The sequence below is a fragment of the Mesorhizobium sp. WSM4842 genome (assembly GCF_055901575.1).
On the sequence record NZ_CM148372.1, the window covers coordinates 4,098,038 to 4,110,516 of the forward strand.

At 61.3% G+C, this 12,479-nt stretch carries 14 protein-coding genes and 1 tRNA gene; 7 read left to right on the top strand and 8 right to left on the bottom strand.

What is annotated here, in order from left to right; translation table 11 throughout:
• Positions 1–35: 35 nt before the first annotated feature.
• The 3 genes from AC0NIE_RS19780 to trmFO all read right to left on the bottom strand — a co-directional run bounded on the left by AC0NIE_RS19780 (position 36) and on the right by trmFO (position 2,132).
• Positions 36–368, bottom strand: coding sequence for a type II toxin-antitoxin system RelE/ParE family toxin (locus AC0NIE_RS19780; protein WP_473489572.1), 333 nt, complete (start codon positions 366–368; stop codon positions 36–38).
• On the bottom strand, positions 352–642 hold the full coding sequence (locus AC0NIE_RS19785; protein ID WP_473489573.1) for a type II toxin-antitoxin system ParD family antitoxin: 291 nt from the start codon (positions 640–642) through the stop codon (positions 352–354). The genes AC0NIE_RS19780 and AC0NIE_RS19785 overlap by 17 nt, the downstream gene beginning before the upstream one ends.
• 77 nt (positions 643–719) lie before the next feature.
• Positions 720–2,132, bottom strand: a complete 1,413-nt coding sequence (gene trmFO, locus AC0NIE_RS19790; protein ID WP_473489574.1) for a methylenetetrahydrofolate--tRNA-(uracil(54)-C(5))-methyltransferase (FADH(2)-oxidizing) TrmFO — start codon at positions 2,130–2,132, stop codon at positions 720–722.
• A 93-nt stretch (positions 2,133–2,225) separates the two neighbouring features.
• Between trmFO and AC0NIE_RS19795 the strand changes: the two genes are divergently transcribed.
• Positions 2,226–2,834: a hypothetical protein gene (locus tag AC0NIE_RS19795; RefSeq protein ID WP_473489575.1), complete on the top strand. Its 609-nt coding sequence runs from the start codon at positions 2,226–2,228 to the stop codon at positions 2,832–2,834.
• A 373-nt stretch (positions 2,835–3,207) separates the two neighbouring features.
• On the opposite strand, the gene AC0NIE_RS19800 is transcribed toward AC0NIE_RS19795, so the two are convergent.
• Both AC0NIE_RS19800 and AC0NIE_RS19805 read right to left on the bottom strand, forming a co-directional pair.
• Positions 3,208–3,348 carry a DUF1127 domain-containing protein gene (locus tag AC0NIE_RS19800; protein WP_023802557.1) on the bottom strand — a complete coding sequence of 47 codons (141 nt, stop codon included), beginning with the start codon at positions 3,346–3,348 and terminating at the stop codon, positions 3,208–3,210.
• Between the two features lie 53 nt (positions 3,349–3,401).
• Entirely contained in the window at positions 3,402–3,542 is a 141-nt protein-coding gene (locus tag AC0NIE_RS19805) for a DUF1127 domain-containing protein (protein WP_091596947.1), read from the bottom strand.
• Positions 3,543–3,779: 237 nt separating this feature from the next.
• On the opposite strand from AC0NIE_RS19805, the gene AC0NIE_RS19810 reads away from it, so the two are divergent.
• The 3 genes from AC0NIE_RS19810 to AC0NIE_RS19820 are packed head-to-tail and all read left to right on the top strand — an operon-like array spanning position 3,780 to position 6,982.
• Positions 3,780–4,895: a DUF2157 domain-containing protein gene (locus AC0NIE_RS19810; protein ID WP_473489576.1), complete on the top strand. Its 1,116-nt coding sequence runs from the start codon at positions 3,780–3,782 to the stop codon at positions 4,893–4,895.
• Positions 4,892–5,473 carry a GDYXXLXY domain-containing protein gene (locus AC0NIE_RS19815; RefSeq protein ID WP_473489577.1) on the top strand — a complete coding sequence of 194 codons (582 nt, stop codon included), beginning with the start codon at positions 4,892–4,894 and terminating at the stop codon, positions 5,471–5,473. Before AC0NIE_RS19810 ends, AC0NIE_RS19815 begins: the two co-directional genes overlap by 4 nt.
• A 60-nt stretch (positions 5,474–5,533) precedes the next feature.
• Positions 5,534–6,982 carry an aromatic amino acid lyase gene (locus AC0NIE_RS19820; RefSeq protein WP_473489578.1) on the top strand — a complete coding sequence of 483 codons (1,449 nt, stop codon included), beginning with the start codon at positions 5,534–5,536 and terminating at the stop codon, positions 6,980–6,982.
• 74 nt (positions 6,983–7,056) lie between these two features.
• Here the strand turns inward: AC0NIE_RS19820 and AC0NIE_RS19825 are convergent.
• Positions 7,057–7,139: transfer RNA gene (locus AC0NIE_RS19825), tRNA-Leu, on the bottom strand.
• Positions 7,140–7,660: 521 nt separating this feature from the next.
• On the opposite strand from AC0NIE_RS19825, the gene AC0NIE_RS19830 reads away from it, so the two are divergent.
• Together AC0NIE_RS19830 and tig are read left to right on the top strand one after the other, a co-directional pair.
• Complete coding sequence (locus AC0NIE_RS19830) at positions 7,661–8,320, top strand: hypothetical protein (protein ID WP_473489579.1); 660 nt, start codon at positions 7,661–7,663, stop codon at positions 8,318–8,320.
• Between the two features lie 543 nt (positions 8,321–8,863).
• Positions 8,864–10,336 carry a trigger factor gene (gene tig / locus AC0NIE_RS19835; RefSeq protein ID WP_473489599.1) on the top strand — a complete coding sequence of 491 codons (1,473 nt, stop codon included), beginning with the start codon at positions 8,864–8,866 and terminating at the stop codon, positions 10,334–10,336.
• A gap of 81 nt (positions 10,337–10,417) precedes the next feature.
• Here tig and AC0NIE_RS19840 read toward each other — a convergent pair whose 3' ends face one another.
• Positions 10,418–10,744, bottom strand: a complete 327-nt coding sequence (locus tag AC0NIE_RS19840) for an antibiotic biosynthesis monooxygenase family protein (RefSeq protein ID WP_473489580.1) — start codon at positions 10,742–10,744, stop codon at positions 10,418–10,420.
• Between the two features lie 70 nt (positions 10,745–10,814).
• On the bottom strand, positions 10,815–11,702 hold the full coding sequence (locus AC0NIE_RS19845; RefSeq protein WP_473489581.1) for an alpha/beta fold hydrolase: 888 nt from the start codon (positions 11,700–11,702) through the stop codon (positions 10,815–10,817).
• Between the two features lie 287 nt (positions 11,703–11,989).
• Here AC0NIE_RS19845 and AC0NIE_RS19850 point away from each other — a divergent pair, with 287 nt between their 5' ends.
• A complete protein-coding gene (locus AC0NIE_RS19850; protein WP_473489582.1) occupies positions 11,990–12,370 on the top strand; it encodes a c-type cytochrome in 381 nt (126 codons plus the stop codon).
• The last annotated feature ends 109 nt before the right edge of the window (positions 12,371–12,479 follow it).

A 12,479-nucleotide genomic window follows, 5' to 3' on the forward strand; every position in this document is an offset into this window, starting at 1 on the left:
ACCATGAAGCGGCGGCGATCATAGAATCGCTTTCATTATGATGGTTCGCTAGGCCCGCTATCGCGCATCAGTGTCTCGTAGTCGCGCCCGCCATAGAAGATGTTGACGATGCGTACGAGATCGTCATCGACCATGTAAGCGATGACGGCAGAATGCTCGAACGGAACTGTTCGCAAGCCTGGCACGATGTCGTCGCGCGGGCGGCCACCGCGAGGGGCATTGCCGATGTTTTGGCAGCGGTCTTCGATACGCAGAACGAATTTCAGTGCGATGTCAGCACTTCCGCTAGCCTCGACGATATGTCTGAAAATTGCTGCCAGATCACCGCTGGCGCTTTCGCGATACTCGACCTCAAGCCGCCGAATCATCGGCGCGGCTCGAATACTGCGCGAAAAATCCCTTAAGACGGTCGCGAACCTCCTCCCCAGAAAGGTTCGGTCTCGTGTCCTCGATAGATGCCTTCACGCGCGCCCTGATCGAGGCCATGCGCTCGGCATGCTCTTCCTCCTCGCGCTGGAAGGCGCGAAGTGCTGCGCGGATGACCTCGCTTGCCGATCCGAAGGAGCCGTCCTCGACTTTTTTGCGGATCATGCGCGCCATTGCGGGCGTCACCGTGACGGACAGTTTCTCGGCGGGCTCCATGGAATTGCTCCCTATGATGGAGAGTAGGATAATATCCTACTCTCCTGTCGCCCGATCGACAAGAACAGACAGGCGGACTATTCCGCCGCTTCCGTCGCCAATGATGCAAGTCCCAGCCATTCGCGGCAGTCGGCCAGTGCGCGTGACGTCACCGCACGCCGCTTGGCGACGGTCTTGTCCTTGCCGCGCAGGCGCTTTCCCTCGGCTTTCGGCGCTTCCACAGGGGGAAACAGGCCGAAATTGATGTTCATCGGCTGGAAGGAGCGCTTTCCCGGCTCGTCGTCGGAAACGATGTGACCGCCGGTAATATGGTTGAGCAGCGCCCCAAAAGCTGTGGTCATCGGCGGCAGCGCCGGCGCGTGGCCCAACCGCTCGGCGGCGGCAAAGCGCCCGGCAAGCAGGCCGATGGCGGCACTTTCGACATAGCCTTCGCAGCCGGTGATCTGACCGGCGAAGCGCAGGCCGGGCCGCGACTTCAGCTGCAGCGATTGGTCAAGCAGCGTCGGCGAATTGATATAGGTGTTGCGGTGCAGGCCGCCGAGGCGGGCGAATTCGGCGCGTTCGAGGCCCGGGATGGTGCGGAAGACGCGCACCTGCTCGGCGTGCTTCAGCTTGGTCTGAAAGCCGACCATGTTGTAGAGCGTGCCCAGCGCATTGTCCTGTCGAAGTTGCACGACGGCATAGGCCTTCACCGATGGATTGTGCGCATTGGTAAGCCCCATCGGCTTCATCGGCCCATGGCGCAGCGTCTCGACGCCGCGCTCGGCCATGATCTCGATCGGCAGGCAGCCGTCGAAATAGGGCGTGCCTTCCCATTGCTTGAATTCGGTCTTTTGGCCCGCCACAAGCGCCCCTACGAAGGCGAGATATTGCTCCTTATCCATCGGGCAGTTGATGTAGTCCTTGCCGGTGCCGCCGGGCCCGACCTTGTCGTAGCGTGACTGGAACCAGCAAATGTTCATGTCGATTGTGTCGAAATGGACGATCGGCGCGATAGCATCGAAGAAGGCGAGCGCGTCGGCGCCGGTCACTTCCGCGATCGATTGCGCGAGCCCAGGTGAGGTCAGCGGGCCCGTGGCGATGATCGCCTGGTCCCAGTCCGCCGGCGGCAGGCCGGGTACTTCCTCGCGCCGGATGGTGATGAGCGGATGCGCTTCGAGCTTTTTGGTCACCGCTTCGGAAAATCCGTCGCGGTCGACGGCCAGCGCACCGCCGGCCGGCACCTGGTGCGCGTCGCCGGCGCTCATGATCAGCGAACCGGCCAGCCGCATTTCGGCGTGCAGCAGGCCGACGGCGTTGGTCTGCGCATCGTCGGAGCGGAAGGAATTGGAACAGACCAGCTCGGCCAGCCCATTCGTCTTGTGCGCATCGGTGCCGCGGACGGGACGCATTTCATGCAGGACAACGGGAACGCCGGCCTCGGCGGCCTGCCAAGCGGCTTCGGAGCCGGCGAGACCGCCGCCGATGACGTGAATGGGATTCTTGCTCATGAGCGCCGAAATAGTCGCTTGTAGCTGCGATTGCAATTGCCCCGGTTAGCGGCGCTGTTGCCGCCAAGTGCTGCAATCGTCTACTGTCGGAGAATGGACGGGAGTCTCGGGGTCTTTGCCAGAGCGGCATTTCTGACAGTCTTGATCGCTGTGGGCGAAACAGCCGCCGCCGGCGAACTGGCCGCGACGGCTTCCAGGCGGATCCCCATATGCCACGGCTACAGTTGCAACTATCGCACGATGCTGGCGCTTGGCCCCGGTGACGGCGCGCGTTTCCGCGCTATCCTGCGTGCGGGTGCGGGTTCGCCCCAGGCCGAGCGTTCCGCTATTTCGAAGGCTGTCCGCTATTTCGAGCAGCGCATTTTCCGGGCCACCGGCATTCGCGATCTGCCGCAATCGGAATTCGGTGCATCGCGCATCAGGGGCCAGATGGATTGTGTCGACGAATCGACCAATACGCATGCGCTGCTGGTCTATCTTGCCGAGCGAAAACTGCTCAGGTTTCACAAGGTCGAGGACAAAGCTTCGCGAGGCCTGTTTGTCGACGGACGCTATCCCCATTGGACGGCGGTGATCAGCGACCGCGGCGGCACCGAATGGGTGGTGGATTCCTGGTATGCGCCGATGGGCGGCGCACCGGACATTTTTCCGTTGAGCCAGTGGAAGAAACGGGGCGTTCTGGAAAGCGGTGCGCTGGACTGACAGGGACATGCCGCCAAAACGGCTCCCAGAGTGCCTCGACCCTGAAAAAAACAACACCCGCCGGGGGAGGAGGTCCGGCGGGTGTCGTTTTGCTGGTCGATCCTCGGGAGGAGGTGAAGATCGACCGTATTCGTCATCGCCGGGGAGGAGGTCGGCTTTGACGAAATTCCGTTCGCCTGATGAAAGGGGGCGAAACCCTTTTGGGACGAAATTCCTTTCGCCCCTGGGACGAAATTTCGTTCCGGGGAAACAGCGCCCGCCGCGGGAGGAGGTACGGCGGGCGCCGTTTTTGTGGTCAACCCTCGGGAGGAGGTGAAGGCTGACCGTATTCGTCAGGGTCGGGGAGGAGGTCGACCCTGGCGAAATTCCTTGACTAGATCGCCTTGCGGGCGATGCTCTTGATCTCTTCGCGGACGATGCCGAGATCATGCAGCTGGCGGTTCGAAAGGCGACCCAGCTCGGTAACCGTCGAGCGATAAACGCGCCAGTTACGATAGTTGCGGATCAGGTTCATTGCGTTCTCTTTTCAAGTCAAGCTGGTTCGGACCATTTGCGGTCCGAAGAGGATTAGACCGCCTTGCGGGCGACGTAGTGGATGTCGCTGCGGCTGATGCCGAGGTCGGTCAGTTCGCGGGTGCTCAGGCGGCTCAGCTCGGAAACGGTGTCCCGGTAGCGGCGCCAGTTGCGGTAGTTGCGGATCAGGTTCATGGTATTTCTCGTTTCGTCTTTCTTCCGGATCATTCCGTCTTTGTGTACGCCCTGAAGATAGGTGGGGTCATATCGATTTAACAGCGCTATTGGTGCATGGCAGCAATGCAAATTGTGCAATGCACCATCGCCGCCAAATCACGTCTTCGACATAGATAGGCCCGAATCGGAAAATGCCGTAGCGTCAACGGTTTGGCCGGATCGGCTGAAAAAAAGAGCAAGCTGGGGGAGAAAGGCATGGCGAGCTATTCGTCACGCGTCAGGACCGATATCGCACGATGGCTGCAGGCTGGCCTGATCGACGCCTCGACGGCCGACGCGTTGACGCGCGACGTCGAGGCCAATGAGCGCAAATCACTGAGCTTCGGCTCGATCCTGGCGATGATGGCTGCGCTGCTTTTTGGTGCGGCCGTCCTTATCTTCGTCGCCGCCAATTGGGAAGCCATCCCGCGGCTGGCGCGGGTGGCAGCGCTCTTCGCCATCATCCTCGCCGGCTATGTCGGCGGCGCGGTGCTGAAGACACTCGACCATGCTGCTATCGGCGAGGCACTCTGGATCGCCGCCGCGGCGGCATTCGGCGGATCGATCGCGCTGATCGGCCAGATGTATCATTTATCCGGCGACGAAACATCGGCCTTGATCACCTGGGGCGCTGGCACGGCCTTAGCGGCGGTTGCGCTGCGCTCGAACCCACTGACCGTCGCTTCTGTCGGCATTGCCGACGCATGGCTGTTCCTGAGGGGGTTTGACTATTTCGGGCGCGCGGAATTTCCGCATCTCTTCGTCGTCATGGCGAGCGTGTTGTTCGCCATTTCGTTCTGGACCCGCAGCCAGGCGGCTCGGCACCTGATCATCCTGTCGGTCATTTTCTATCTCGTGCTGTTGTTTACGGAATACGAAACGCTGCAGGTCGCCGTCCCGCTCATTGTCGTGTCGACGCTGCTTTTCGCGGCTGCGATCTTCGCTGCCGGGCCCGTCGACCGGATATTGCAGCTTGGCGGCCGTCTGCCCTTACACGCGCTGATCGGATTTCTCACCGGCCTGGCGATGATCCAGTTCGAACTAGCCGGTGAGAGCAACAACGGCGGCTTCGGCATTGCCTCGGCCGTTGCGCTTGCCGGCATTGTCGCGGCGATTGTGCTGGGAGGCCGCGAGAGCGGGGGCTTGCGCTGGGTTGCCTATGCCGGCTTCGCCCTCGAACTCGCCATCATCTATGTGGTGATGTTGCAGTCGATGCTCGACACAGCAGGCTTCTTCCTTGCAGCCGCTGTGCTTCTTGGCCTGCTTGCCCTTGTCATCCTCCGCGTGGAAAAGCGCATGAGGGCCTCGAGCGTGGAAGGAGCGGCGGCATGATGACCGGTAAAAGACTGATCGTTTCGGCGGTGGTGCTGGCGCTCGTCCAGATCGGCTTCCTGAGCTGGATCATCGCCGGCCGGGCGGCGATCCTGCGCGACGGCAGGCAAGTGCTGCTGAGGGTCGAACCGATCGATCCGCGCGATCTCCTGCGCGGCGACTTTATTCGCCTTGGCTATGAGATTTCGCGCATACCGGTGAAGCTGATCGCCAACATTCCGGCCGGTAAGCTCACGAGCGACGACACGCCGATCGTCGTCAGGCTGAAGCAGGGCGCCGACGGCTATTGGGAGGCGACCGCGGCCTGGTTCGGGCAAGCGCCTGCGCCGGCAGCATCCGACGAAGCCGATATCGTCGGGCATGTGGCTGAGGGGTGGGATCTCAGTGCAGCCACGACGATCGCGCCGGATTACGGCATTGAACGTTTCTATCTGCCGGAAGGCGAGGGGATGGCGATCCAGAACGACATGCGGGTGCGGCCGTTCGGCGTCCGCGTCGCAATCGCAGCCGATGGCGCCGCGCAGATCAAGGCGCTGATGGACGGCGACAAGACGCTGTTCGAGGAACCGCTTTATTAGAATTGGAAAGCCGGGCCGGATTAGAATTGGAAAGCGTGGCCGGCTCGGACAGCATCAAACATGACAATTATCCTGACGACACGAGAAGACATAAATCTCGACTCGGTTTTCCGCGTCGCCTGGAAGAAAGACACGGTGCAAATCAGCGGCAATGCCTTGCAGCGCATCGCAGAGTGTCGCGCGTCGTTCCTGCGTCTCATCGAGACCGACCCTGTACCAGTCATCTATGGCGTGACCACCGCCATGGGAGAACTGGCGAGCAGGCGGCTCGAACTTGGCGAGCGGGATCGCCACGCGCGCATCAAGGCGTTCGCAGCCGCCACATCGTTCGGCGAGCCTTTGCCAGATCGCGTGGTGAGGGCGATCGTGCTCGCCCGCCTGGCGAATTTCCTCGAAGGAAATGCTGCGACCACACCACGCATGGCGCTCGCCGTCGCTTCGATGCTGGATAGCGGACCTATGCCCCTGGTGCCATCCTCCGGCCAGGGCGGTGCCGGTGAAATCCTCGCCCTCTATCCGCTCTTTGCAGAACTTTCGACGCGCTTCGACCTGGAAGTCAAGGAAAGGGGATCATTGATCAATGGCTCGCCCTGCGCTGCCGCACTTGTGGCCGACGCTGCCTTGGCGGCTCGCCGCCGCATTCGCCTTGCCGAAAAAGTCTTTGCGCTTTCGATCGAAGCGTTTCGCGCGCCGCTCGAACATTACGACCCGGCGCTCGACGCGCTTTGGGGCGATGAACACGAAGCAGCGGCGCTGTGCGGATTGAGGGAGTTTCTTGCCGGCGCCGGCACCGGGCGCCGCAATTATCAGGCGCCGGTCAGCTATCGCATCGTTCCTCGCATCCTGGGGCACGCGCATCGCGCGCTGGCATCGGCGGAAGGCGCGGCGACCGTGTCGCTCACCTCGGTCTCGGACAACCCGGTCTACATCCCGCCTGACGACGTGCATCCGCTCGGGCGCTGCATCAGCACGGGCGGCTATCACAATGCCATGGCAACACCCGCCCTGGATGATCTGGCGGCGATATGGGCCGATATCTGCCTGTTGTGCGACAGCCACGCCTCGAAGCTTTTGAACGGCAAGGTCTCGCTCCTGCCCGATCTGCTTTTGACGGGGCGGGACTGGAGCGACAGCGACGGCCACGGCAATGTCGGCTATGTGCCGATGGCGATCACGGGTTATCTGGAGCAGGCGAAACTCGCGGCCCAGCGAACCTTCATCCCGGGAACGGAATCGGCCGGCGCCGGCCAGGACGACGTCGCCACGACGGTGTTCCTCGCATGGACGAAGGAAGCACGCGCCGGCCGCTGCCTCGATGCCGCGATGGCGATGCTGGCGGTGATCGCCTCGCAGGCACTGCATGTCACCGAGCGCGTGGCGCCTCTGGCGCTTCAGTCGTTCGCCGCGGATATCAGAAGCATCGTGCCGCCGGTCGGTGACGATCGCGTGCTGGGGCCTGAACTTGCGACTTTGACCGGATGGTTCACGCGCCAGGTCTTTGAGGAGTAGGCACCAAATTGGTGCGGATGAAGGGACTCGCCTTCCGACACTGGAACCTTAATCCACTGTTCGAGGGGGAGCAGTGGTGCGGGTAGAGGGACTCGAACCCCCACGTTCTCACGCCAGAACCTAAATCTGGTGCGTCTACCAATTCCGCCATACCCGCTGGCTTCGTGTCACCGTGACATGTCTATGTCACAAGCCATGTCACAAGTTCAAGACTTAGATTTTCGAGGTTTTTTGGGCCTCGCGTTGCCGTCTATGCCGTTCGCTTGGGCAAGTCCCAGCCCGTAGACCGTGGGCCCACGCGCGCCATGCATCGGCATCGCGCTCAAACTGGCGGTCATATAGGTCTAGCGCTGGAGCACAAAGTCGTGACGGGACATTCGGTTTCCTTGCAAAGCTATCTGCCATGACGAGCACCAGATAGTGCCGTCGGCGGCCACGGCGCGGACCTTCCGTCCAAAATAGGCGAGGTGGCGCGAACGAACTCGTTCGCGGTCAGGTCTTCCTGGCCGAGGATGTATTCCCAAATTCTTTCAAATTGATTCAGAATATTTTGCTACCCGTAGTTACGATCGCAAACATTGTTTCGTGTTAGCAATTCAACAACTCCCTGAGTTCGTTATCGCTAAAGTAGCAGGCGCTGAAACTGCTGCTGTGGGGTAACTACCAAAGGAGAGTGTCATGGCAAATTTCGTTAAGAGTTTCGCCACAGCTTTGGCCGGTGGTGCACTTGTTTTATCTCTATCTTTTCCCTCCAGCGCAGGCGGCATTAGCGTCGGCGCCGGCGCATCGGTCGGCGGCCGAGGCGGCGTAAACGCCGGTCTCGGCGCCTCGGTCGGCGGCAGGAGCGGGGTGAACGCCGGCGCCGGTGCATCGATTGGCGGCAGCAAGCGCTTTACCGCTGGTGCCGGCGCCTCGATCGACGGCAGGAGCGGGGTAAATGCAGGCGCCGGTGCATCGATTGGCGGCAGTAGGGGCGTCACGGCTGGCCTGGGTGCCAATGTCGGTGGCACTGCCGGTGCAGGCGCAAACGTGGGCGGCACCGGCGGCATTACGGCTGGCGCAGGCGCAAATTTAGGCGGCACCGGCGGCCCTACAGCGGGCCTGGGTGCCAATGTCGCTCGCACGAGCGGTGTCGGTGTCGGCGTCGGCGGCGGAACGCTTGCCGGGACACTTGGCACTCTTGGAACACCGGGGACTCCCGGCATGCCGAGCGTGGTCGCGCAGATGTCCAGCAGCCAACTGATGCGCATGAAGAAACGCTGTGTCGACGTGCTCAGCAGCGAAGGCACCTATGACCGTGACCTGCGGCAGCTTTGCATGCTGATCGCGCGTCGCTGAGCACTCGCAAACGAGAGCGTCGCATCGGCCGTGGAGGCTTTGACAATACTCTCCTGGCTTCGCGGCCGGCCCGCCACCCGCAACGTGGCGGGCTTCTCTGCATCAGGATCGCTGCGCTGAGCCATTATTCTGTCAATGTCGCGGTCAAAATAGCGGCCGTTCGCCGGCGCATGATCCCGAAAATCGAAAAATCGTGTTTCGGGATCATGCGCCAAAATCAAGGTGCTACAAGCGTCCTTGCGCGTCCAAGAAGGACGCGCGGCGCGGTAGACGCGAAGATGGTTGAAAATTAGCCGCGCCTGTGACAAAAGGCGTGTCGAATGTGACGGGATGCGACGATCCGCTTCTGCAGAATGTGATAAGAAGTAGGAAAAACAAAGACTTATTCACATTTTGGAGCGTATTTCTGGAGGATTTGAGCCGCGTTGGGCGGACAAATTGCCAAGTCCCGCACCAAAAGCCATTCCCGGCAAGATCATACCGGCAGGCTGTAAACGGCAGGAGCCGTTTGGCTGCCTCATTGGTGGAAACAAAGGTTCTATGATGCAGGTCACCGAAACGCTCAACTCCGGTCTCAAGCGCGAGATCAAGATCACCGTGCCGGCCGGTGACATGGAAGCCAAGCTGATGGCGCGGCTTTCCGATGCCAGGAGCAAGGTCCGCATCAACGGCTTCCGTCCCGGCAAGGTGCCGGTGCAGCACCTGCGCAAGGTCTATGGCAAGTCGTTCATGGCCGAAGTGGTCAACGAGATCCTCAACGATTCGACCCGTTCGATCATTACCGGGCGCGGCGAAAAGGCTGCCATGCAGCCCGAAGTAATCATGACCGAGGACGAGAAGGAGGCCGAGAAAATCCTGGCCGGCGGCGCCGACTTCGAGTTCCGGCTGAACTACGAGATCATCCCGCCGATCGAGATCAAGGATTTCTCCGACATCAAGGTGACGCGTCAGGTGTTCGACGTGCCGGATTCGGAAATCGACGAGCAGGTCCAGCGTGTCGCCGAATCGGCGCGCACCTACGAACCGAAGACCGGCAAGGCCGCCGAAGGCGACCGCGTGACGATCGACTATGTCGGCAAGATCGATGGCGAAGCCTTCAGCGGCGGCGCCGGCACGGACCAGCCGCTGGTGCTCGGCTCCAAGGAATTCATTCCCGGCTTCGAGGATCAGCTCATCGGCAGCAAGGCCGGTGACGAGACGCAGGTCACGGTCACGTTCCCGGAAAACTACCAGGCGGCGCATCTGGCCGGCAAGGAAGCCACCTTCGACGTTACCGTCAAGGAAGTGTCCAAGCCCGGTGCGTTGGAAATCAACGACGAAATGGCCAAGAATCTCGGCCTGGAGTCGCTGGAGCGTTTGCGTGACGTGGTGCGCGGCCAGATCGAGAACCAGTTCGGCTCGATGACGCGCCAGAAGATCAAGCGCCAGCTGCTCGACCAGCTCGATGCCGCCTACTCGTTCGAGGCGCCGTCGAAGCTCGTCGAGGCCGAGTTCAACAACATCTGGAACCAGGTCAACCGCGATCTGGAAGCCGCCGGCCGCACCTTCGCCGACGAGGAGACGACGGAAGAAGAGGCGCGCGCCGAATATATGCGGCTTGCCGAGCGCCGCGTGCGTCTCGGCCTGGTTCTCGCCGAAATCGGCGAGAAGGCCGGCGTCACCGTGTCGGACGAGGAATTGCAGCGTGGCCTGTTCGAGCAGGTGCGCCGCTATCCGGCCGCCCAGCAGCAGGAAGCCTTCGAATTCTACCGCAGCAATCCCGAAGCGCTGAACACGCTGCGCGCGCCGCTGTTCGAGGAGAAGGTGGTCGACCATCTGCTCAGCCAGATTTCGGTCACCGACGTCAAGGTAAGCAAGGAAGAGCTGATGGCCGACGACGAGGACAGCGAGACGGCCAAGGCGAAGCCGGCGAAGAAAGCTGCCGCGAAGAAGGCCGACACCAAGAAGGCCGACGATGCGGAAGAGCCCAAGAAGAAGGCCGCGCCGAAGAAGAAAGCCGCCAAGGACGCCGAATAACACGGCATTCTGCGAATTGCGAAAGGCCGCCCTTGAGGCGGCCTTTTTCGATGCTGTCGACGTCGCAAGGCCGCTGCCGCCCTAATTGCCAGGTAATTGATTGACGAGGATCCGCATCACCGTCACTCGTTGGGGCAGTTCAACGAGAAACTCTTCGTCACGCGGCAGGTGATGGATCTTGTGCGGGTCGCCGCCGGTGAAGCTCGCCATGGCTTCGACGTCAGGCCAGTACGAGATCGTCACGAACTCTGTTTCTTCTTCGCGATCTTCGCGAAACAACTGCACGCCAAGTGCCTTCTCCTGAAGCGGCGGAATGCCTTCGCGGCGTAGATAGGGCTCGTAGACGTCTGCCAAATCACTGTGTGTCCTTCCCCGCCAGATCCGGGCAATTGTGGCGTTGTCGGTCATGACTTGCGCTCCTCTCGATGATTGTGATGAGGAGCTATGGCGGGATCCGCTGCGGTGTTGTGCGGGCCGATTAATGCAGGACCTTGCTGAGAAACCGTCGCACCAATGGCAGGGCGACCTCGAAATGGGTCTCCAGCAGCCAGTGCCCTGCGTCGTCCAGCAAATGCAGTTCGGCCTCGGGGAGATCGCGCAGATAGGCGCGCGCTGCCGGCTCGGGCATGTATTCGTCCTTCAGGCCCCAAAGGATCACTGCCGGCGGCTGTTGCTCGCGCAGGTATCCCTGGTAACGAGGGAACCAGTCGAGATTAGCCTTGAGCTTCTCCATCAGTCCGACTGAAAGCGCACGGCGCACAGGCGTATTCATCAGCGGCCAATGCAATTTCCACATATCGGGCGGGACACATCGAGCGACGTCGCCATCGACTTCGCCGACGAACTCGGCGCGAAAGCCGTCCTCGCTCACCGCGTTTTCGAGCGGCGCACGGTTCGCCGGTGAAGGATCCCGCCAGAAACGCCGGATCGTTTCGTATTTTGGGCCAAGAGCACCCGCGTAGATGTCGCCATTCTGGATGATCAGGGCCCTGATCCGCGATGGGTGAGCTATAGCGTGGCGCAGGCCGATCTGCGAGCCGTAGTCGTGCAGCCATAACGCATAGCTGCCGAGCCCCAGCGCGTCGGTGAACCGCTCCAGGAAAGTCGCGTAGGCGTCAAAATCATAACCGAACCGTGCCGGATCGGGGGTTCCACTATAGCCAAAGCCGGGGAAGTCCGGCGCGACCGTTCGCCAGCGATCGGCGAGTGCCGGCATCAGCCGGCGATATTGGAAGGATGAGCAGGGATAGCCATGCGGAAGCAACAACACCGGCGCGGCGGCAGGACCTGCTTCTCTGTAAAAGACCGTGTCGCCATCGATCGTGCGGGTGTCGTGGCGCACGTCCAGGACGCTCCTGTCGTTCATGGACGCTTCTCTGATCTTCGATCTTGCAGACGTTGAACCGTAGCTGGTCTAACGCCGTTAGCCGGTATGCGTTCCGACTGCGCTCGACGCCGATCGAGCGGCCTTATCGTTTCGGCGGCAATCCTGCTGATCGACTCTTCTATCTGCCGGCCAGTTTCTGTGGTATGTAGATGCCGCAATTCCATGACGCGGATATTCCGCTCTGTCGTGCAAGGGGCGCATGCCGGCGAAACTGTCGGCACGCGCAGATCGTCCAAGGCAGATTTGGCGATCGGGGAGGGAATGCCATGCGTGCAATCGCGTTTTTCGTCGTCGTGTCTGTTGCGACGTTCATCACAAACCAATCGCAGGCACAGGATGCCGCCGCGGGTGAGAAGGTCTTCACCAAATGCAAAGTCTGTCACGTCGTTGACAAGGACCAGAACAAGGTCGGTCCGTCGTTGAGCGGCGTTATCGGCCGGACGGCCGGCACGCATCCAGGGTTCAAATATTCTAAAGCTATGACCGAGGCGGGTAAATCCGGCGTCAAATGGGACGACGCCACACTGACGAATTACCTTCGCGACCCGAAGGCCATGGTCAAGGGCACGAAGATGGCATTTCCCGGCCTCAAGAAGGACGAGGATCTCGCCAACGTCATCGCCTATCTGAAGCAATTCTCCAAATGACCCGGTTCTTCCGCCAGGAAGTAACCCGGTTCTTCCGCCAGGAAGTAACCTGGCTCTTCCGCCGGCTGATGGGTCGGCCAGATTGCCCGTTCCCATCGGTGGTCGCCTG